Origin of the sequence: Halodesulfovibrio marinisediminis DSM 17456, from assembly GCF_900129975.1 — a bacterium.
GTDB lineage: Bacteria > Desulfobacterota > Desulfovibrionia > Desulfovibrionales > Desulfovibrionaceae > Halodesulfovibrio > Halodesulfovibrio marinisediminis.
This window is the reverse complement of the sequence record NZ_FSRG01000005.1, coordinates 349,142-372,445: the sequence shown is the minus strand read 5'-3', so window position 1 is coordinate 372,445 and position 23,304 is coordinate 349,142. Positions and strand designations below refer to the sequence as shown.

Sequence of the window (23,304 nt, the reverse complement as noted above, 5' to 3'; positions counted from 1 at the left end):
TCTAAGGAGACTGAACGTGAACAGGTCTGAAAAAGCCGTCATTATTGAACGCCTGAAAGAAAAAGCTGAAGGTGCATCTATTGCGGTTGTGACTGACTTCAAGGGCTTGCCGGTGGAAGAGATGACCGTGCTTAGAAATGATCTTCGCAACGCTTCTGGTGAATACCACGTTGTAAAGAACACTCTCGCACGCATCGCAGTCACCGGTGGCACTCATGAGGTTCTCGCTGATACTTTCAAAGAGAACACCGCGATTGCCCTTGGTTTCGAAGATCCCGTTGCAGTTGCTAAGGCTGTAGTTGAATTCGCTAAGAAGAGCAAAAACTTCGCTGTTAAGCATGCTTCTCTCGAAGGCAAGCTTCTCACCGAAGCTCAGCTTGGCGACCTTGCAAAGCTCCCTGGCAAGCAGCAGCTGCTTGGCATGGCACTTGGCACAATGAACGCCGTTCCAACAAACTTCGTTGGCCTTTTCGCCAACATCCTGCGCAACTTCCTCTACGCTTTGAACGCTATCAAAGATCAGAAAGAAGCTGCATAAGCAGAACGTGTATTAACTAAAAAACAATTAAGCCAATAATATTTAAGGAGACTACCATGTCCGTGACCAAAGAACAGGTTGTAGAATTTATCTCTAACATGACCGTACTCGAACTTTCTGAATTCATCAAAGAACTCGAAGAAACCTTCGGCGTTTCCGCAGCAGCTCCAGTAGCAGCAGTAGCAGCAGCTCCAGCAGCAGATGGTGGCGCAGCAGCTGAAGAAAAAACTGAGTTTGATGTTATCCTCAAAGCTGCTGGCGGCAACAAAATTGCTGTTATTAAAGCAGTTCGCGCTCTCACCGGTCTTGGCCTCAAAGAAGCTAAAGAAGCTGTAGACGGCGCTCCTAAAGCTCTCAAAGAAGCTGTATCTAAAGAAGATGCTGAAGCTGCTAAGAAAGCTCTCGAAGAAGCAGGCGCAGAAGTAGAAGTTAAGTAATTCTACTTTTACTGCTGAAGCGAATTCAGGCGCGGGCGAGGATTTTTTCTCGTCCGCGTTTTATTAGCTCTGATGTACAGGGGTAGATCAAAAAAAAGCTTGCATTAAATCTGGCAGTAGACTAGATTACGCATTTGGTCGACTTGTCTTTGTTACGTAACGCTAATTAACAATTGGGCGACACGTTGCTGACCATTTCCGAACGTTTACCATTCCGAATTTTTTCACTTAATACAGAGCATGACCGTGCGGACATGTTCTGCTTTCTGCTGCTGAATTTGCATGCTTCAAGCAGCACCTACCGTTTGCCCAATCTTTTCGGACACCTCAGTCCATCGGGCACCGTTTTTCGCATGCTTATGTATCCGTTTCGGAGATAATCCGCCGACTTAGGTTAAGCAAACGCGCCATTTTCCGATGCTTCTTAGCCGCAGTGGCATCATCTTTGGCAAACCGTCTCTTTTGAGGTGTAAATATGGGCCAACTTTATAAAAAATTTGGTAAAATCGAAGTAACGCTTCCTATCCCGCATCTTCTCAACTTGCAGGTTGATTCCTACAAGAAGTTTTTGCAGGAAGGACGTACTGACCGACTGCCTGACGAAGGTCTTGAAGGTGTATTCCGTTCTGTCTTCCCTATTGAAGATTTTAACCGCACTGCAAGCCTTGAGTACGTTCGCTACGACGTTAGCGAACCTAAATACGATCAGGCTGAATGCATTGCAAAAGGTCTTACCTACGAAGCACCAATTCGCATCACCGTGCGTCTTGTTGTGTATGATGTAGATGAAGAGACCGAAAACCGCACCATCCGCGACATTAAAGAGCAGGACATCTATTTTGGTACCCTGCCTTTGATGACCGAGAAAGGTACTTTTATTGTTAACGGTACAGAACGTGTAATCGTTAACCAGCTGCAACGTTCCCCTGGTATCATCTTTGAACATGATTCAGGTAAAACTCACTCCAGCCGCAAAGTACTTTACAGCTGCCGTATCATCCCGATGCGCGGCTCTTGGCTCGATTTCGACTTTGACCATAAAGATATTTTGTACGTGCGTATTGACCGTCGTCGCAAAATGCCTGCCACTATTCTCTTTAAAGCAATGGGCATGTCTCGTTCCGAGATCCTCGATTGCTTCTACGAGAAAGAGTACTTCCGTTTTGAAGATGGAAAAGTCATGTGGGAAGTGCAGAAGGACATGTACCGCAAAGAAGTTGCGTACGTGGATCTTGGCGATGGTGAAAAAGTATTCGCGAAGCAGGGCAAACCAATTACTAAACGTACTTGGCGTCAGCTTCTCGAAGCCGGTGTCGAAGCAATCGAAGTTGCTCCAGACACCCTTCACGGCCTGTTCCTTGCTGAAGACCTTGTTGATGAAAACACAGGTGAAGTTCTCGCTGATGCAGCAGACGAGCTTACTGAAGATCTCGTAGAACGCATTCGTGAAGCAGGTGTTAAACGTCTACCTGTGCTTCACACCCGTGGTTCTGATGTATCTTCTTCCATGCGCGATACCCTTCTGCTCGATAAAACAGAAGATTCCGAATCCGCACGTGTTGAGATCTACCGTCGTCTGCGTCCAAGTTCACCTCCTACTCCGGAAATTGCGAATACATTCTTCGAAAACCTTTTCCGCAGCGGAGACTACTACGACTTATCTCCAGTAGGTCGTTACAAAATGAACCAGCGCCTTGATCTCGATCGTACGAACGACATGCGCACGCTGTCAGACAACGATATTTTCACAGCAATCAAGATCCTGTGTAAACTGAAAGACTCTCACGGCCCAGCTGACGATATCGACCACCTCGGTAACCGTCGCGTACGTCCGGTAGGTGAACTGGTAGAAAACCAGTACCGCATCGGTCTTGTACGTATGGAACGTGCTATCAAAGAACGCATGAGCCTGCAGGAAGTGGCAACCCTTATGCCACACGACCTCATCAACCCTAAACCGGTTGCTGCAGTACTCAAAGAGTTCTTCGGTACTTCTCAGCTTTCCCAGTTCATGGACCAGACAAACGCTTTGTCTGAGGTAACTCACAAGCGTCGTCTGTCTGCTCTTGGTCCTGGTGGTCTTACCCGTGAACGCGCAGGCTTTGAAGTTCGAGACGTACACACTTCTCACTACGGCCGTATCTGCCCAATTGAGACTCCAGAGGGTCCAAACATTGGTCTGATTGTGTCCCTGACCACATACTCCAAAGTGAACGATTTCGGTTTCATTGAAACACCGTACCGCGTTGTTGAGAATAGCCGCGTTACTGATGAAGTCATCTACATGGATGCTACCACTGAACAGGGACAGGTTGTTGCACAGGCAAACGCAGAGCTCGATGCTGACGGTAACTTCGTAAGAGAATTTATTACTACCCGTTACCTCGGCGACGTTCTCATGTCTCCACGTGAAGATGTAACTCTTATGGACATCTCTCCAAGCCAGATGGTTTCCATCTCTGCTGCGCTGATTCCGTTCCTCGAGCACGATGACGCGAACCGCGCGCTTATGGGTTCCAACATGCAGCGTCAGGCAGTTCCACTGCTCCGCTGTAACAAACCAATCGTTGGTACCGGCATGGAAGGCCCTGTTGCACAGGACTCCGGAGCATGTATCATCGCTGAAGGCGAAGGTTTTGTTCGCTTTGCTGATGCTGACCGCATCGTTGTATCTTACACTAACGGTCTCTACCCAGAGTCCGGTGGCGTTCGCAGCTACGACTTGCAGAAGCACCACAAGTCCAACCAGAGCTCATGCTTTGGTCAGAAGCCTACTTGCTACCCTAACCAGCAGGTTGTTCGCGGTACTATTCTCGCTGACGGCCCTGGTATTGAAGACGGCGAACTTGCTCTGGGTAAAAACCTCGTTGTAGCGTTTATGCCTTGGTGTGGTTACAACTTCGAGGACTCCATCCTCATCTCCGAACGTACGGTAAAAGAAGACGTATTCACTTCTGTACACATTGAAGAGTTTGAAGTTGTTGCTCGTGACACCAAGCTTGGACCTGAAGAGATTACCCGCGATATTCCGAACGTAAGCGAAGAAATGCTCCGCAACCTTGACGGAAGCGGCATTATTCGCATCGGTGCAAACGTATCTCCTGACGACATCCTCGTAGGTAAAATTACTCCTAAGGGCGAAACACAGCTCTCCCCTGAAGAGAAACTCCTGCGTGCGATCTTCGGTGATAAAGCACGTGACGTTAAGAACACCTCCCTCAAAGTTCCTCCTGGAATCGAAGGCACTGTAATTGACGTTAAAGTGTTCAACCGTCGCTCCGGTGAGAAAGACGAACGCACTAAAAATATTGAAGATTACGAACTTGCTAAGCTTGATCGTAAAGAACAGAGCCACATTGCTGCACTCAACATGTCTACCATGGCAAAAGTTATGGAAGAAGCTGAAGGCAAGCAGCTTGCGTACAACATTCAGGGTAAACGCAAAGGCGAAGTTCTTGCTGAAGCAGGTCACGTAGCAACAGCTGAAGTTCTTAACGAAGTACCAGTTAAGAAGCTTTCCGGCCTGTTTAAGTCTAATGACGTGAACGATGCCATCGAGCATATCATTGAAGAATATGATAAGCAGGTAGCGTTCATTAAGGATATCTACGACACCAAGCGTGAAAAAGTGTCTGAAGGCGATGACTTGCCTCCAGGCGTGCTCAAGATGGTTAAATGCTACATCGCCGTTAAGCGTAAGCTCAGCGTAGGTGACAAAATGGCTGGCCGTCACGGTAACAAAGGTGTTGTTTCCCAGATTCTGCCAATCGAAGACATGCCGTTCTTCGCAGACGGTTCTACCGTAGACATCGTACTTAACCCATTGGGCGTACCGTCTCGTATGAACATCGGTCAGATCATGGAAACTCACTTAGGTTGGGGCGCACTCAAACTTGGTGAACAGCTTGCAGCACTTCTTGAAACCGGCGAACATCTTAAAGACGTTCGTACCCGCGTTAAGGAAGTATACAAGTGTGATACAATCAACCGCATGGTTGACGAAATGGATGATGAAGAATTCACCAAAGCCGTTCGTCGACTCAGCACCGGTATCGTAACTAAGACTCCGGTATTTGATGGTGCACGCGAAGAAGAAATCTGGTCATGGATCGCCGATGCCGGCATGCCTGATGACGGTAAGAACGTACTGTTCGACGGCCGTACCGGTGACCAGTTCCAGAACCGTGTAACTACAGGTGTTATGTACATCCTGAAACTGCACCACTTGGTTGATGAAAAAATCCACGCCCGTTCAACTGGTCCTTACTCACTCGTTACGCAGCAGCCACTGGGCGGTAAAGCTCAGTTCGGTGGTCAGCGTCTCGGTGAAATGGAAGTTTGGGCACTGGAAGCACATGGTGCAGCTTACATGTTGCAGGAATTCCTGACCGTTAAGTCTGACGACGTTACCGGTCGTGTAAAAATGTACGAGAAGATCGTAAAAGGCGACAACTTCCTTGAAGCGGGTATGCCTGAATCCTTCAACGTACTTATTAAGGAATTGATGTCCCTTGGTTTGGATGTCACCCTGCATCAGGAAGAGGAACAAAAAGGTCCACGCACCTTCCTGAATGATTAAATAGAACGGGTTTGTCTTGCAGACCAAGGCAAACCCGATTTTAGGATACTGTTACAGTTCCCAAAACCCGCATACAACCTTTATGGGTGGGGTAACAACTATGACTTTAGATGATCTTTTCTCTGCACGAAGCAATACAGCTCAGGCTGCAGATATTCACAACCTGAAGGCTATTCAGATCTCCATTGCAGCTCCGGAAGCAATTCGTGAGTGGTCTTTTGGTGAAGTTAAAAAGCCAGAAACAATCAACTACCGTACGTTCAAACCAGAACGCGACGGTCTTTTCTGTGCTAAAATCTTCGGCCCAGTAAAAGATTACGAGTGTAACTGCGGAAAATACAAGCGCATGAAACACCGCGGCATCGTCTGCGAAAAGTGTGGCGTTGAAGTTATTGCTTCCAAAGTTCGTCGTGAACGTATGGGTCACATTGAGCTTGCAGCACCAGTTGCACATATCTGGTTCCTGAAAACTCTGCCTTCCAAGATCGGTACACTGCTCGACATGACCATGTCTGATCTTGAGAAAGTATTGTACTTTGATTCTTTTGTTGTTCTTGATCCGGGTCAGACTTCCCTTGCCAAGAATCAGGTTATCTCCGAAGACCACTACTTCCAGGTAATCGACCACTACGGCGAAGATGCTATCGTAGTTGGCATGGGTGCAGAAGCTATTCGCGGTCTCATCGAAGAGCTCAATCTTGAGACTCTGCGTCATGAGTTACGTGAAGAGTCTCAGACTACCCGTTCTCAGACCAAAAAGAAAAAGCTTACAAAACGACTGAAGATTGTTGAGGCATTCCTTGAGTCTAATAACCGTCCAGAATGGATGATCATGGAAGTTGTTCCGGTAATTCCACCAGAACTTCGTCCTCTCGTTCCTCTGGATGGCGGACGTTTCGCTACTTCCGACCTCAACGACCTCTACCGTCGTGTTATTAACCGTAACAACCGCCTGAAGCGTTTGATGGAACTCGGTGCTCCTGAGATCATCATCCGTAACGAAAAACGTATGCTTCAGGAATCTGTTGACGCACTCTTCGACAACGGTCGTCGTGGTCGCGCAATTACCGGTACTAACGGTCGCCCTCTCAAATCCTTGTCCGACATGATTAAGGGTAAACAGGGTCGTTTCCGTCAGAACCTTCTCGGTAAGCGTGTTGACTACTCCGGTCGTTCCGTAATTGTTGTAGGTCCAAACCTTAAACTGCATCAGTGTGGTCTTCCTAAGAAGATGGCTCTTGAGCTCTTTAAGCCGTTCATCTACTCCAAGCTCGAAGAAAGAAACCTCGCCTCTACCATTAAGAGCGCGAAGAAGATGGTTGAACGTGAAGAACTGGTCGTTTGGGATATCCTCGAAGAGGTTGTTCGCGAATACCCAATTCTGCTTAACCGTGCGCCGACTCTTCACCGTCTCGGTATTCAGGCATTTGAGCCGACCCTCGTTGAAGGTAAAGCTATCCGCCTGCACCCTCTCGTATGTTCTGCGTACAACGCGGACTTTGACGGTGACCAGATGGCTGTACACGTACCTCTTTCTGTTGAAGCACAGATTGAAGCACGCGTACTCATGATGTCTACAAACAACATTCTTTCTCCGGCTAACGGTTCACCTGTTATCGTTCCTTCTCAGGATATCGTTCTTGGTCTTTACTACATGACCGTTGAACGTTCTTTCGAGAAAGGCGAAGGCATGGAATTCTGCGGCCGCTGGGAAGTTATTTCTGCATACGATCACGGTCAGGTATCCTTGCACGCACGCATCAAGGTTCGTCTTGATGACGGGCGCGTAGTTGATACAACCCCTGGTCGCGTAATCGTTTCTCAAATTCTGCCAGAAGGCATGAGCTTTGACCGTGCTAACGAAGTTATGACCAAGAAAAACATTGGTAAACTCGTAAGCTCCGCGTACCGCGAATGCGGCATTAAAGCTTCTGTACTTCTTTGTGACCGACTCAAAAACCTTGGTTACGAATTCGGTACCCGTGCTGGTGTTACCATTGCGGTTAAAGACCTTGAGATTCCAGACAGCAAAAAAGGCATTCTGGAAAACTCTCAGGCAGAAGTTGACGAAATTGAACGCCAGTACCGAGAAGGTATTATTACCCGCACCGAGAAATACAACAAAATCGTTGACGTTTGGACTAAGACCACTCAGGACGTGTCCAACGAAATGATGAAACACATCTCCCGTGATATCATCAAAGACGAGAAGACCGGTAAAGAAGAGGCTAACCTCTCCTTTAACTCCATCTTCATGATGTCTAACTCCGGTGCTCGAGGTAACCAGGACCAGATGCGTCAGCTCGCAGGTATGCGTGGTCTGATGGCGAAACCGTCCGGTGAAATTATTGAAACACCAATTACTTCATCTTTCCGTGAAGGTCTTTCCGTGCTTCAGTACTTCACCTCCACTCACGGTGCTCGTAAAGGTCTTGCGGATACCGCGCTTAAAACCGCGAACTCCGGTTACCTTACCCGTCGTCTTGTTGACGTTGTTCAGGACGTTATCATTGGCGAACACGATTGTGGCACTGTTGACGGTCTTGAACTTTCCCACCTCATCACCGGTGGTGAGATCAAAATGCGTCTCTCAGAACGTGCAATCGGCCGTGTGGTTCTTTACCCGGTACTTGATCCGGTTACTAAAGAAGAAATCATTCCGGCAAATGGCCTCATCGACGAAACACGCGCACAGCTTCTCGACGATCATGGCATTAACTCCATCACCATCCGCTCTGCACTGACCTGTTCTTCCGAACACGGTATCTGTGCACTGTGTTACGGTCGTGACCTTGCTCGCGGTCGTCTCGTAAACTGCGGTGAGACTGTTGGTATTATTGCTGCACAGTCCATTGGTGAGCCTGGTACTCAGCTTACAATGCGTACCTTCCACATCGGTGGTACAGCATCTACCCAGATTGAGAAATCCAGCATCGAAGCTCAGCACTCCGGTCGTGTTGTGACCTCCCGTGTTAAAGCTGTTACCAACAAAGAAGGTTACCACCTCGTTATTGGTAAATCCGGTCAGGTTTCCATCGTTGATGAACAGGGTCGTGAGCGCGAAAAATACATCCTGCCTAACGGTTCCCGTTTGAACGTTACCGATGGTCAGGAAGTAACTAAAGGTCAGGTAATCGCTGAATGGGATCCATTCAACGAACCATTCGTTTCCGAAGTTCCTGGTGCTGTTAAGTTCACCGATATTATCGATGGCAAAACCTTCCAGGAAACAACTGACCTTGCTACTCAAATGGCAACACGTACCATTATCGAGTACCGTACAACCAACTTGAAACCTTCCATCTCCATTTGTGACGAAGAAGGCGAGCCTAAGTTCCGCGGTGATTCTTCCATCCCTGCAGTATACCAGCTCCCTGTTGGCGCGATTATCATGGTTCAAGATGGTCAGCAGCTTGAAGCGGGTGATGTTATCGCTCGTAAGCCGCGTGAAACATCCAAAACCAAGGATATCGTAGGTGGTCTTCCACGAGTTGCGGAACTCTTCGAAGTACGTAAGCCTAAAGACCTTGCTGTTGTTACTGAAATCGACGGTATCGTATCCTACGCAGGTGAAACCAAAGGTAAGCGTAAGCTTATGGTTACTCCAGAGGTTGGCGAGCCTAAAGAATACCTCGTACCAAAAGGTAAGCACATCACCGTTACCGAAGGTGACTTCGTTGAAGCAGGTGAACAGCTTACTGAAGGTCAGCCAGAACTTCACGACATCCTTCGCATTAAAGGCGAGAAATTCCTCGCTAACTACTTGTGTGAAGAGATTCAGGAAGTTTACCGCTTCCAGGGCGTAGGTATTGACGATAAGCACATTGAGATTATCGTCCGCCAGATGCTTAAGAAGGTATCCGTGCTTGATCCGGGCGAAACCAGCTTCCTCGTTGGTGAACAGGTCGACAAGCAGGAATTCCGCGATGAAAACAGAAAAGCGGTTGCTGAAGGACGTAAACCTGCGAATGCTGAACCACTGGTTCTTGGTATTACTCAGGCTTCCCTCACAACCTCTTCCTTTATCTCTGCGGCGTCCTTCCAGGAAACCACTAAAGTTCTTACCGAAGCTTCCCTGCGCGGCAAACGCGACAGACTGCGTGGTCTCAAGGAGAACGTTATTGTGGGTCGCCTCATTCCGGCTGGTTCCGGTTACCGCGACTTCGTTTCCGCAAACATCGAAGTACCAGAACAAGAAGAACGCGCCGACAAGTTCCTCGACGAACTCGACGAGCCTGTATACCCAGCAAGCATGTAATTTGCTTATCCGCATTCAAAGCCCCCGCATCTTCCGATACGGGGGCTTTTTTCACTTATAATTTCTTTTGTAATTTGACTCTAACCACAGGTCATGGTTTTCTATAAATAACCACGTGTACTTCAATCTAGAGGAAAACTCATGGCAAAAAAATATACACAAACTCTCTCTCGTGACGACTTACCTACTTTTTTACGTAAGCTTGCAGATGCATGTGAATCTGCACCTGTAGAAGGCATTCCTGACTGTACAAAAGCAAAAAAAATCCGCCTTTCAATAAAAGATGAGTATGGCCAGCTGGCAGTAAAACTTAAGGTAAGTACCATTATTGACGAATGTGAATTGTGCGAAGAGTGTGATTGTGTAGAGAAAAGACCGGAGGGACTGCCGCCATTCAAACGTTTAAAAAAACGTATGGCAACCAGCTTTAAAGTTATCTTTAAGGCCCTGCATCAAAACACAGCCCCGCCTGAAGAGGCTGTGAAAGATTTTATTGCAGACTCACGTTTGATGATCCAATACCCTGACAAAGGGGAGTTGCTCTATACCGACTATGCTGCCCTCACTGACAAACTTGAAGAGGCATGGCTCAATAATGACCTACAAAAGTTTCATGAAACAGTTGATGCTTTGAACCATATGAAAACAGAATGCCATCATAACTATAAATAATACCAAGAAGTAAGCTCACTCTTCAGTCTTCACGCGCATACATAAAAATAAGCAACTATATCTCAGTAACAACAAAAGCTATACAGATGCAGTTGTTCAAACTATAAACGTCACTCAGCAAGACTAACAATACGTCTGTCGGACAATAACGTCTTTGCACACCTCAAGAACCTTTAACCACACTGCGTACAGAACCAGCGTCCGTATAACCAGTAATGCAATATATTGAACTTTCCCGTACAGTATCTATCCCAGACTATCTTAAACTCGAGCGCTACCGCACTGCACCGCATAGTGGGCCGCGTATTCTTTTTTTTAGTGGCGGAACAGCATTACAGGGAGTAGCACGTGACATTATCAAATATACGCACAACTCTGTACACCTGATCACCCCGTTTGATTCCGGAGGCAGCTCTGCAACCTTACGCGATGAATTCTCTATGCCTGCTGTGGGAGATATCCGTAATCGACTTATGTCTCTTACAGACGACTCTATCCACGGTAACCCTGAAATTTTTGCATTTTTTGCCTATAGGTTAAACAGGGACGCTTCGCAAAAAGAACTCCGCGAAGAACTTTCCCATATCTGCGAAGGAACTCATCCGCTGATTAAAGCCATCCCTCAACCAATGCGTACTTTCATTCAGGCAAGCATGCTTTCGATACAGGGGCATATTTCAGGCTCGTTCGACCTTCGTGGTGCAAGCCTTGGAAATCTAGTTCTTGCAGCAGAATACCTTAACCATGACAGACGTCTCTCCCCTGTTATTTACCTGTATTCAAAACTCGCAGAAGTGCGCGGGCTAGTCCGGCCTATTGCAAATGCGACGGCACAAATTGCGGTTTCGTTGATAGACGGCAGAACCATTGTTGGTCAGCATCGTATAACCGGAAAGGAATGTGAACCAGTTACAACCAAGATTGACCAAATCTGGCTTGCAAAATCACTGCACGACGCTTCTCCGGTTTCTATTTCTATTTCCAATCAGGCTCGTACACTTATTAATGAAGCTGAACTCATCTGCTACCCGATGGGGAGTTTCTACTCCAGCGTGATAGCCAATCTACTGCCGAAAGGCGTAGGGGCAACTATTGCCCAGACTAAATGCCCGAAAGTTTTTATCCCAAATACAGGAACAGATGCTGAACTTGTTGGGCATACCCTTTCCGAACAGGTCGATACCCTTCTTTTCCATTTAAAAAAAGACTCACCGAATACAATCACCACCAACGACGTCCTCAATTTGATAGTCGTTGATTCTGATTCAACACAGTATAATGGCTCGCTTAACAATGATATGCTGTCGCGCGAGGGCATTCGTGTGGTATCCTGCGATCTGATAACAAAACAAAGCTCACCATATATTGATGCCGCAGTGCTGAACCGGATTCTCTTATCTCTTTGCTAGCCCTGACGGCATGAGGAGAGACACATGGAAAAGAATAAGATCTACATCTCAGGGAAAATGCCCTGCCCTCTCGCTGTATCACATGTTGAATGCTTTTTAGACGGGCTTCGCAGCGGTACGGTGATTATTGAAGAAGGAAACAAAAAACTTCTCCTGCATCCGAATACCGAAATTGATATAAACATCGAAGCCCGAACAAAGCATGACAAACAACACCTAGTGATCTCACTAAGTTGGGATACTCCAGACGTAACCAAAGAGGAATTTCATCCCCATGCTGCTTACCATGCCCCCAGAGAGCGCAGAACAGGCCCTGTAGGCGACGTCATCAGGCATGCCCACATGCATGGTCCCGAGCACCATGATGATGACTTCTTCTGGCACGATGCTGACCCATACGCTGAACATCCCCACGAACATGACGAGCATGGATTCCATTCCCATTACCATTGCCATGGAAAAGACGAACATAAGCTCTGCCACACGCATGAACATGCCGAAGGACATCATGAATTACTGCAACCTCGCGGCTGCTGTGAAGACCGGGCACACGTGCCTCACAGAGGCTGCTGCGCCGAGCATAATTATGGAATAGATCTTCCTGAGCATCATTGGCATAAGCACGAAACTCATGGGCATCAATACGATACAGGTGAATACTACAGACAACCAACGCACACGCCTTTAGGCTATGGTCGCTACGTACATGGCTATAAGGGATGTTGCGAAGGAATAGAACATACCCCACATCCTGGATGCTGCGCTGAGCACAACTATGGAATGGAAATGAAGAAGCCTGAAGAGAAACGATACGAAGAAGCCGGACCGCCTGAAAGAGAAGAACCAGCGCCAACCGGAATGCCAGCAAGACGTTTTCCTAGTTCCATACAGGGTGCTGGTTACAAAATAAGACATGGCAGACGAAGCGCATTCTTTGATCACAAGCACCCACAGCACTTTGCATCACACAGGATGTTCCATGGAGTCCAGACACATCATAAACCTCATGGCAAAGGCGAAAACTATCACCGCAAAAGCCATTCAGCTTTCTTAAAAGAGCTGCAGCGTGAGGCAAGGAAAGAAAAATAAAAAAACTGCTTAGAGTAATAAGTAACATAAAAAAAGCTCCCTTTATATAATAAAGGGAGCTTTTCGATTACGTAACTATACCAGCATACCAGCCAACATCTAGCTGAATTCTAAAGGTAACTAGCAGTTACAATCACAATTCCGCAAAGGAAACTGAGCACAATCGCAGGCTTGCCACCAAATGCACGGAAAGCCAAATTCTGTCCTGCATCGCGCATTTTCCAAGCCATAACGCATGGAATAAAGATGGCGATAATCGTAAATGCTGCACCCGCGTGTGCAAGAGCTGCAATGAAGCCATTCGGTGCAAGCAATGAAGCAATAAGCGGGGGAAGGAATACCATTGCGGTTGTTCCAGCACGGCTTACTTTATCATCCTTACGACGGAATGTTTCTGCCACAAGGTCAAACAGGGCAAATGCTACGCCGATAAAAGAAGTCACAAGAGCAAGGGAAGCAAACAGGGACAGAATAGTGGAAACCCATGTGGAGCCGCCACTCATCTGATTAATCAAAACATCCACATTTGCCATGCTAGCAAGCTGATCTGGGGATGCGCTACCTAATGCAAGGGTCAACCACGCAAAGTAACAAATGAAAGGAATGGTACTACCTACGGTCAAAATACGGACAAGTGTCTTTTTATCATCACCAATGTAGTTCACAATACTTGGAATACATGGATGGTAACCGAAAGAAGTAAAGAGCACTGGCAAAGACATGATAAGCACTTTAGCCTTTGGCTGCCCCTGTACAAGGTTCTCAATATTCAGCTGACCGCCAAGGGTAGCAAAGCTGACAACCATTGCTACAAGCATTCCCATAAACAAATATTTGTTCGCAGTAACAACTGAATCCGTACCGGAAAAAAGCAATACTGCACTAATACCTGCAAAGATTAATGTCCCCATACGTGCATCTAAGCCACTGGCGTTAGCAATAATACCACCCATGCCAGTGAGGTAAGCTACAAGCAAGCAGTAGAACAAGAAGAACACACTGCCTGTCCCTAATACCTGACCTGGACGACCAAGAATTTTCTTGGTCATGTGGTTTAAGTTAACGCCCTTACCAAACTCAAGGTTTATTTCGAGCAAAAGCAGCGCAACATAAATCGCAATAAGCCACATGAACAGCAGAACCAACGTGCCTGTTACAAATCCCAGACTCCCGATTGCCATTGGAAGTCCGAGCATCCCCGCTCCGATAGATGTGCCGGCAACAATGCTGACGGCACCTAAATTCTTAGAACGCATACCTCTCCTTTTGCACAGTGCAACATCACACCCCAACCACCTATAAACAAAAGGCGATATACTTTAATTTTGCACTGTAGTTCTTTTACTTTATCACGTTACATACCCATTCCATATGCAACGTGCATTTTTTGACATTTTTGTACAAGAAAAAGCACTATTACAGCAGTACGTTTCCCTCACGAAGAAAACTCCTACACAGCCTAATTGTGTAAATCAAGTGCATTTCGCCATAATTGAAGTTGACATTATTGTCACAAAGCCTCATGTTATAGGAAGTATAACATCAATTTTAAATTAAAAAACAAATTGTTACAGTTTAAAGCCCATTTTTACAGTACATACAATAAAGAATGAGACCATTATTCAACATTTTGAATTTACATTTCTTTTTTTATTCATTTTTGGGCATGAAAAAATCTACTCATCAGCCAAGCTGAAAAGTAGATTCTGTCATACCCCCAATTAGCAACCATTCCCAACGGGCTATAAATACCAAAAGAAAGACCAGCAGCACCCACACTGTACTGCTGGCCTTTTTTACCTAATCAACTTTTGCTAGTTACATAACACTAGCCTTCTATTCACATATTTCTCTTTTACAAGCTCACAAACCTTGCCTACTCAAGACAATTCATCATTACGTAACAATACGAACCTGCTTTGCAAAAAATATAAGAAAGTCCTGTACGTCCAATGGAGCACCTAGTTACCAACCACTGCCTAACATCATAAACACGTTGAGGTGCATAGCTCCGGAGAATTATTGTTTTTTTAACAGTTCCACCTTAACGCATTACTAACATTCCTCTCGCCCTCAGATCACTCTTATACATTATTAGTCGTATGAATAAATTTTCATTGCAGTAGCGATTAGAAGAAACATTTTGGGACGCGGCATTACACCTAGATGATCCTCAAACAACCTATCTCCCTGTTGCACTCAGCACAACATCACTTTTTAAAAGCAGTGTTTGTAAAATTGTATTCTTGATTTTAAAATAATATATTTAATTTCTACCTATTGGCTTTCTTATATTTTTAACATAAGGTCACGATCTTTTACATACTCTTTATTAGAATACGACATGCGCAATAAATTTCTTTGTATCACCTGCTCAGAAAGCCAAGTAGGACTTTACCAATTCACCGTAAAGTTAAACACTGCCATTCTCTCCAACTACATCTTTTTCAAGCCAGCAGCACCTTTTTCTACACAATCGTTAGCGGCTGAGATTACAGATGCTGTTGAACATAACAATCTTTTCTCCCAAACATACTATGTTGCGCTCAACTCACGCTTCACCATGCTCCGTAACTGGAAATTCCCGTTTACTGCAAAATCTAAAATCAAACAGGCACTTACCTTCGAAATAGAACAGGAAATTCCACTTTCTCAAAAAGACATTATTACCGACATACATCTGGCACCCAAAACAGCCAACAGCCGTAACGTCGTTTCTGCAAGTGTCCCTAAGCAATTCTTGAATACATTTCTGACAGAACTTCAAGCCCGGGGGATTGATCCTGAACGCATTGACATTGATGCCTTTGCTCTAGTGAACGCCCTTTCTAATATAAACAACGCAACTCGCACCCTGCTACTCGACATCGATGCGACACGCTGCCTTTTTATCTTCATCCATGAAGGACAAGTTGTTACGCTCTCACAAACTCCGCACGAACTTCAAGATGTTAAGCGCCATGTTATGCAATCTATTTCCCTGACAAAAAATTATGTCACGCGACGAATACTCTTCAATAAAATAGTTTCCCATCCCGTTACATTTTCTAAAAAAAGTTTAAATAAAAACACATTATGCGAAAGCCTGAACCAACTTGCAAAGACTATCCTGCTAGGCATCAACAGCAGCAACACCTCCTGTGAAACGATCCTGTTGTCCGGTGAAACCACAGCAATTCCCGGCATTGATGAATTTTTATCCGACATACTACCATATCCTGTAACCTCCCTGCGCAAGAGCTGCATCAATCCGATCATGCAGCAATTTAATGATGCGACTGGCTGGGGCGATTGTTTGCAGGCGAGCGGACTCATGCAATCAGCAAAAAACACGCTGAGTCTGAAGAAGCAGGGCATGAACTTTCGCAAGGATGAATTCTCCTTCCGTCGACAGTCTGATCCTGTTCTTACCGTCGCGAAGTACGTCACCTCTATTGCTATCATCCTGCTTCTTACATGGTCATGCTCCCTTTGGGCTGAGGGATGGCAAAAAGAAAAAGAAGCAAAAGCAGTTACACGCAGCCTGGAAAAGACATTTCATTCCGCCCTTCCTAACGTGCATGGTAACTTCAGCACCATTCAGTACATAAGCATCCTGCAAGGTCGCTTACTACAACTAAAAGGTGAAACATCACTAAATAAGACAACGCAGGCTGACACAATCGATATCCTCAACGAGTTGCACAAGAACATCTCCAACCAATTTGATGTAACCCTTGATGCCATCGCCATTAACACCAAAGGAATCAACCTGCGTGGAACCACAGACAGCCTGAATACGCTGGAGCAAGTTCGTGCCGATCTTTCCCGCAGCCCTATGCTGAAAAATATCGAAATACGTGGTGCAACTCTCCAGAATAAAGAAAGGGTACGCTTTGCACTCAATACCATGAGGCAACAGCCACATGGGAAATAGACGAGCAATCACCCTTCTCATCTATGGCACAGTGCTTCTCAGCGTACTGAGATTTATTGCGCTACCAACACTTGATTACAGAGATGACATGCAAAAACGTACCACCCGCACATACAAGATGTTAGGAAAGGTTACGGAACTTGCTCAGGAATACACGCAACTTCAAACAAGCCGCAAAGCGCTTTCTTCAGGGGGAGCCGCTCATCAAGGCACCTTGTTTGCCATTGTTGAAGAAATTTCACGAAAACAAAAGATCAACAGTCTAATTGTGTCGGTGCGCCCACAACAGAAGAAGTTGGAAAACGAACTCGTCGAAGAAAAAATTCAGATTCGTTTTGAAAATCTGTACCAACTGGATCTTCTACATTTTCTGTATTCTGTAGAAAAAAAAATGCAAGGCATCACGGTTCTAAATCTTGAAATCCAACGAACTCAGGGTGCACTTCTCAATGTGGACGTTTCACTCTGCATGGCAACGCCAGACAGGTTGTAATGCATTCGACCGAAAAGGCTTCTATCTGCATTACCTCATCAAACTGCATTGGCGAGCTATTTTACTACTTCTACTTTTACCCTTCATCCTGCTGCCAATAAGGAGAAAAAGATGAATACGCATTGCGGCAAAAACAAACGATCTACAGAGTCCGGATTTACGTTGATGGAACTGATGGTGGTCATTGTAATATTGGGTATTTTGGCATCAATCGTAGTCCCACGCTTCCTTGATGAGCCACAAAAAGCACGAGTAATCAAAGTAAAAATGCAAATTCAGGGACTGTCTACAGCCGCAAAAAAATTCTATCTCGACAATGGATTTTACCCCAGCACAGAACAAGGCTTACAGGCTCTTGTTGAAAAACCTACAATTGGCAGAATTCCGAAGCACTACCCATCCAACGGTTATATTGCAAAGATCCCTTCTGACCCATGGGAAAACGAATACGTATACATTGCCCCAGGCGAACATGAAGCATTTGAAATAATCTCATTTGGAGCTGACGGCGAAGAGGGCGGGGAAAATGACGGCACCGACATCCAAAGTTGGAACATTGAATAGCAACTGCCACCGCATATCCGGATTCACGCTGTTTGAACTACTTATCGTCCTTGTCATTATCGGTACTATGACGAGCATGCTTGCGTTCAACATAGACTTCAGCTCTTCAAGCGACATGAACACAGCTGTACGCAGAATCTCAGGAGCAGTAGCTGAAGCACGCTCTCGAGCCTTATTAAAACGTGCTCAACTCGAACTAAGAGTTAGCAGGAATAAAATGGAACTGTATCAACGTACTAAAGATGGACGACATCGTCTCAACGTCACTCAATTACCCCAAAATGTATCCATAGAGGATGTAGAAATCGACGGAAAACACGGTAGGCATCTTCTATTATTTCAACTCAAAGGAATTACTCAACCTACAATTATCCGCCTTAAGACTAAGAACACGCAGCAAGACATCTTAATCCACCCGATCTTAGGCATTGAACTTGTCAATTCCCACTCATAGAAACAGATTGAACCGATCGAGATCACATATGAATCGCATTATTGTTTTCAGCTTACTGAGCACCTGCCTTCTGTTCAGCGGGTGTGCAGTAACAGCCATCAGAAATGATACCACCTGTGCATCAGAAAACAGCGCTCAACGAGCTGCCCAACTCCATAAGGAAGGGAATATTGCTGAAGCATTGAAGTACTATGCTAAAGCGATTGAAGAACATGAAACGCCACAATTGCATAATGAAGCAGGAGTTGCCTTACTGGATGGTGGAAATCCAAAGGAAGCACTTGCTGAGTTCAATCGTGCCCTAGCTTTTATGCCCTCATCTACCGAGTTATATATTAACAAAGGCACTGCTGAAATTCTCCTTGCAAACGATGACGCCGCCGAGGAGTCTTTTAATAAAGCCTTGAGCTATACTCCTGACAACCCAGCAGCGCTTAATGGCAAAGCACTCATCATGCTGCAACGGAAGGAGTATGAATCAGCACTTATTCTACTAGTAAAAGCTGAACGCTCTGCACCGCAAAATCAAAACATTATGTTTAACAAAGCCCTCTCGTTAGAAGGCACTGGCCTACTCGAAGATGCTGACAATACACTTACGTTACTTCTCAAAGAGAATCCAAATGATGCGGAAACACTTAACGCACGCGGTATTGTTCGTATGAAACGCAAACAATACGACCTCGCCCGTAAAGATTTTACAACAGCAATTTCTCAATCCCCTACCACGGGAGTTTTCTACTACAACAAAGCCATCCTGCAGCAAAACTTGATGAAGTACGAGAAGGCAGTGGCAAACTACACCCGTGCAGTTGCTTATGCCCCTACAAATCCTGAAACTTACATCAATCGAGGAGAAAGTTACTTTCTTCTCGGTCAAAAAATAAAAGGGTGTCATGACTTAAAAAAAGCTTGCGATATGGGACTATGCACAAAATTTGATGGCTACAAGCGAGCAGGACTGTGCAACGATTAGCAACTGTAAATATGACATTATAGAGACTTGAGAAACAATAAGCACACAATACTAAACTGATACATTTCCCTGAAAGATATTTAATATTTTAAAATAAACAGTTATATATTTTTGTTATGCAGTAGTGTAATTTTTTTTCTCTATCGCTTCTTTAGCAGATAAAATTATCTACAAAAAAGACTTTACTCTTACCCTTTCACACTACTTTTGAGCTATTTTTCTATATACAAATAGGAAAAACTATTTGCATAGCAATTGCAAAGTAAAAAAACATGTTAAAATAAATTTATTTGTGTATCTAATCCCCATAGAACATGGGGGTCTTATGAAAAATATAGCATGGAAAATATCACTTTTACTTATCACTTTGTTTCTGCTTATTGGTTGTAAGCCAAAAATTGAAGAAACAAAAAATAACACTGCCTCAGACAATCATGAAGTAACCGCTGGTGCTGTTGTCGCTGCCCCAATTGATGGGGCAGGCGTTGAAGCCTACATTAATAATACATGGGTTGCAGTAGGCCGTACAAAAAACGGCGACATCCATTTTTCCGATCTAGAAAAAATTACTACATACCCTGTTCAACTACGGGCAAACGCCCGAAGACAGGGAGCCATAGCTAAAGACACCTACCTTCAGGCAGAGTTACGCGGTATCATGATGTCTCGTGACGACTCGCCATACATCACTCCAGTCACAACACTTGCAGCTATATTGTTTCAACTGAACGGCAGCACCGCAACTGCAGCAAATCAGGCAAAAACAAGAGTCACAAAAATTGTGCACAACGTGCTCGGTTTCAATGGATTTAATCCATTTGCAAACCCGCTGGGAGATGCCTTGCCCAAACATGAAGTACTGCAACAGGCTTTTATGACAGTTCTCAACCTTGGTGAAGAAACTGACTACAATGCTATGCAAAGCTTCATCCCAACGCTGACTGCGATTGCTCAACAAATGCCAACAGACACCTTTTGTGGTGCAGCAAAAAAAGTAAATCCAAAACTCACTTCAAGCATCGCGGAATACCTGACAGCTCAGCAGGCAACAATTGTACATCGTGCTTCCCGATTACTGTATGACCAAAACAAGAGTCCTATTGAACAAGAAAAAAAACGGATTGAACTCACATCCCAAATGAACGAGATAATGAACTCAGACCGTGCTGTTGATGAACACGCTGAGTTTTTCGTGTTCACCAAAATCGAAGACGGTAGTGACGCCTTCGCGCCACTTCCTTCTCCAATTGCTACTCCGCAAAAAAACAATCCTATCCCACTTCACTTCCGGGTATCCCTACTGAGTAATACAAACTCCATTGTAGAACTCACGGAAAATAAGACGAAGCCCCCTACTCCAACTTATTCAGGGAAATTCAAAATTTCAGAAATTTCCTCAGCAGGTATCTTAAACGAAGACTTGTTGCTTTCCCCAAACGTTAGCCAAAAAATAACCGCTGGAAGCAAAACATATTCTAACGGAACGAAGTTCTCCTTTTTCTTCGATGCCAGTAACGCACTGGTCGGTTCAACACACCGAATAACCTTTACGGCTACTGAAGACTCAAGTGTAACGGGGACCATGACATTCATTGTGAAAGGACGTGATGAGATTATTATTGAATCTGTTGAAAGCAGAGGTTCATCAAAACTGTTTACATTTGATGAAGGAAATAACCATAAAATTACGGAAGGTTCTATTACTACACTATCTGAAGGTCAGCTTGCTGCAACGGTTAAAACTGCGTTCGACACAGCTACGTCAGAAGACGTGTTCAATGCCGTAATGATGCAATTTACCGCACCATCCGGTTTTGCATTTCGTAGTGATGGCCTTACTCGAACTTCTGTGATTGTTGCAGTCCTGCCAACGGCAGAAGATAAAGGCTTTACTTTTTCTCTACCAAGCACTCTTGATATTGTTGCCACTGCACCTTCTCCAGTTGGCAAAAAACAAATTCAAATTAAAGTGCTTGATCAAAAAACTAAAAAAATCGTCACGCAAACTCAAAGTGACGTATACTTTGTCCCACAAAGCTCTCTTGGAACAATTGCAGACGCAACAATGACCGCTGAACCAGCAGTAGATATTACATACTCTAAAGACAAAACAGGCACAGACATTCTTCTGGAATCATTTATTATCACTTGCGAATTGAAAACATGGTACGACTTAGCCGGAGTTCCAAAAGATCAACAGCCGGATTCTCCGATTAACCAGTACCCTGCAACATGGAAACTCCGCTTTAACCACGCCCCTACAGGAAGCAACGGATTCAAAAACTCCCACGGGTCTTACAGCACCGAACTTGACTTACAACCTTATGCGACCTCTCAGGCAACAACTCCAATGCAGTTCGAACTACGTGATTTCCGATCCCTAGGCGGCAGCGACTGCCGACAGACAATTAAACCATTCAGCCCGCTTGATACTCTTCACTTATATTTCAGCTATCGTGAAAGCCCAGACAATGAGTACATGGCCAAAGGAAGTATCAATATCAAAGAAGAGTAAGCGCCTTCTTCTCCAATAATTTACCTACTTTGATTTTTAGTTTCTAAAGGCCATGCATGAAATTTCATGCACGATCCCAACAACTGCCCAACAGACTTCTTTTCTATCCATGTTCCGGAAATTTTTATGCCTACCTATAAGTATAACGCTGCTGATTGCATCGGTAAAACCACAAAAGGAATTATTGATGCAAACACCCCCGCACATGCAGCAAAACAGCTGCGAGATTCCGGACTCTATCCGCTCAAGATAATATCGCTGAACTCCACTCCTGTTCCTAACCAGCACGCAGTACCCATCAAACGCCTTTTCACGCGTCCAGGCTGCTTCAACCGTATCCCCAAAAGCACTGTTGCCAGTATCCTTCGCCAACTTGCAACCCTACTCAACGCAGGATTGGAACTAGAAGAATCGTTGCAAACTATACTTGAGCAAGAGGGAAAAGCTCCTATGCGTACCATTATCTCTCAACTCCGTGACAGAATACGAGAAGGGGCAGACCTCGCAACAGCGCTAGTTGAACACCCTAAGGTCTTCGACTCCACCATCATTACCATGGTCAAAGCAGCAGAATCTTCCGGCACACTTGGTCTTGTTATGGAGCGGCTCGCAGAGCATACGGAACAACAGCTTACTCTCACACGTAAAATTCAAAGCACATTAGCATACCCAATTCTCATGCTTTTTGTAGGTATTGCTGTGGTTATCTTTTTACTTACTTTTGTGATTCCAAAAGTAACTCAAATCTTTATTGATCTTGACCACACTTTGCCTACACCGACACTCATTCTTCTGGCCACCAGCGCAGGCTTGCAACAATACTGGCTGTACATTCTCTGCGGGATTGCCGTTGTTTCTTTCGGGCTCAAGCGGTTTCTGACCACACATTATGGCAGAATGCTCCATCACACATACATCTTACGTGTTCCGATATTAGGTTCTTTACTCCGACAACTTGCTGTTGCCAAAGTCTGCCGCACTCTCGGTATGCTTGTAAAAAACGGAGTATCGCTTGTTACAGCTCTGAATATCGTACAAAATGTGACGGAAAACGTAGTGCTAGAACAATGTATTCGAGAAATGAATAAGGGAGTACAGGAAGGAAAAAACCTTGCGGATTTTATGCGCCACTCAATCTTCTTCCCGGCTTCAGCAACACAAATGGTCGCTGCAGGAGAGAAAAGCGGACAACTATCGCATATGCTGCTTGTTGTCGCGGATGACTGCGACAATCAAATCAAAGCCAAACTGCAACTTATCACATCTCTTATAGAGCCTATTATGATCCTGCTGCTTGGCGGCATAGTTGGCTTTGTGGTTATGGCAATCATTCTACCGATTTTCGAAATGAGCAGCCTCGTTGGGTAACGACAAACACCATACGTTACGTATCAACATCCTCCA

Annotated in this window: 15 protein-coding genes; 14 read left to right on the top strand and 1 reads right to left on the bottom strand. The window is 45.1% G+C overall.

The window, feature by feature from the left end:
- The first annotated feature begins 16 nt into the window (after positions 1-16).
- The 7 genes from rplJ to BUR09_RS09570 all read left to right on the top strand — a co-directional run bounded on the left by rplJ (position 17) and on the right by BUR09_RS09570 (position 12,982).
- On the top strand, positions 17-538 hold the full coding sequence (gene rplJ / locus BUR09_RS09600; RefSeq protein ID WP_074216725.1) for a 50S ribosomal protein L10: 522 nt from the start codon (positions 17-19) through the stop codon (positions 536-538).
- Between the two features lie 56 nt (positions 539-594).
- Positions 595-975, top strand: a complete 381-nt coding sequence (gene rplL / locus BUR09_RS09595) for a 50S ribosomal protein L7/L12 (RefSeq protein ID WP_074216724.1) — start codon at positions 595-597, stop codon at positions 973-975.
- A gap of 475 nt (positions 976-1,450) precedes the next feature.
- Positions 1,451-5,554, top strand: coding sequence for a DNA-directed RNA polymerase subunit beta (gene rpoB / locus BUR09_RS09590; protein ID WP_074216723.1), 4,104 nt, complete (start codon positions 1,451-1,453; stop codon positions 5,552-5,554).
- A 100-nt stretch (positions 5,555-5,654) separates the two neighbouring features.
- Positions 5,655-9,812 (top strand): DNA-directed RNA polymerase subunit beta', encoded by a 4,158-nt coding sequence (rpoC, locus tag BUR09_RS09585; RefSeq protein WP_074216722.1) that lies wholly within the window; start codon positions 5,655-5,657, stop codon positions 9,810-9,812.
- A gap of 141 nt (positions 9,813-9,953) precedes the next feature.
- Positions 9,954-10,484 carry a GAK system XXXCH domain-containing protein gene (locus BUR09_RS09580; protein ID WP_074216721.1) on the top strand — a complete coding sequence of 177 codons (531 nt, stop codon included), beginning with the start codon at positions 9,954-9,956 and terminating at the stop codon, positions 10,482-10,484.
- A 215-nt stretch (positions 10,485-10,699) separates the two neighbouring features.
- On the top strand, positions 10,700-11,893 hold the full coding sequence (locus BUR09_RS09575) for a GAK system CofD-like protein (protein ID WP_074216720.1): 1,194 nt from the start codon (positions 10,700-10,702) through the stop codon (positions 11,891-11,893).
- A 24-nt stretch (positions 11,894-11,917) separates the two neighbouring features.
- A complete protein-coding gene (locus tag BUR09_RS09570) occupies positions 11,918-12,982 on the top strand; it encodes an amphi-Trp domain-containing protein (protein WP_074216719.1) in 1,065 nt (354 codons plus the stop codon).
- Between the two features lie 110 nt (positions 12,983-13,092).
- On the opposite strand, the gene BUR09_RS09565 is transcribed toward BUR09_RS09570, so the two are convergent.
- Positions 13,093-14,238 carry an amino acid permease gene (locus tag BUR09_RS09565; RefSeq protein WP_074216718.1) on the bottom strand — a complete coding sequence of 382 codons (1,146 nt, stop codon included), beginning with the start codon at positions 14,236-14,238 and terminating at the stop codon, positions 13,093-13,095.
- A 1,088-nt stretch (positions 14,239-15,326) separates the two neighbouring features.
- On the opposite strand from BUR09_RS09565, the gene BUR09_RS09560 reads away from it, so the two are divergent.
- The 7 genes from BUR09_RS09560 to BUR09_RS09530 all read left to right on the top strand — a co-directional run bounded on the left by BUR09_RS09560 (position 15,327) and on the right by BUR09_RS09530 (position 23,268).
- Positions 15,327-16,898 (top strand): type IV pilus biogenesis protein PilM, encoded by a 1,572-nt coding sequence (locus BUR09_RS09560; protein ID WP_074216717.1) that lies wholly within the window; start codon positions 15,327-15,329, stop codon positions 16,896-16,898.
- Positions 16,888-17,391, top strand: coding sequence for a type II secretion system protein M (locus BUR09_RS09555; RefSeq protein WP_074216716.1), 504 nt, complete (start codon positions 16,888-16,890; stop codon positions 17,389-17,391). Before BUR09_RS09560 ends, BUR09_RS09555 begins: the two co-directional genes overlap by 11 nt.
- Positions 17,392-17,502: 111 nt before the next feature.
- Positions 17,503-17,955 (top strand): type II secretion system major pseudopilin GspG, encoded by a 453-nt coding sequence (gene gspG, locus BUR09_RS09550; RefSeq protein ID WP_074216715.1) that lies wholly within the window; start codon positions 17,503-17,505, stop codon positions 17,953-17,955.
- On the top strand, positions 17,918-18,409 hold the full coding sequence (locus tag BUR09_RS09545) for a pilus assembly FimT family protein (RefSeq protein ID WP_074216714.1): 492 nt from the start codon (positions 17,918-17,920) through the stop codon (positions 18,407-18,409). The genes gspG and BUR09_RS09545 overlap by 38 nt, the downstream gene beginning before the upstream one ends.
- A gap of 28 nt (positions 18,410-18,437) precedes the next feature.
- Entirely contained in the window at positions 18,438-19,385 is a 948-nt protein-coding gene (locus BUR09_RS09540; RefSeq protein ID WP_074216713.1) for a tetratricopeptide repeat protein, read from the top strand.
- Between the two features lie 325 nt (positions 19,386-19,710).
- On the top strand, positions 19,711-21,900 hold the full coding sequence (locus tag BUR09_RS09535) for a hypothetical protein (protein WP_074216712.1): 2,190 nt from the start codon (positions 19,711-19,713) through the stop codon (positions 21,898-21,900).
- Positions 21,901-21,966: 66 nt separating this feature from the next.
- On the top strand, positions 21,967-23,268 hold the full coding sequence (locus tag BUR09_RS09530) for a type II secretion system F family protein (protein ID WP_245796722.1): 1,302 nt from the start codon (positions 21,967-21,969) through the stop codon (positions 23,266-23,268).
- Positions 23,269-23,304: the final 36 nt, after the last annotated feature.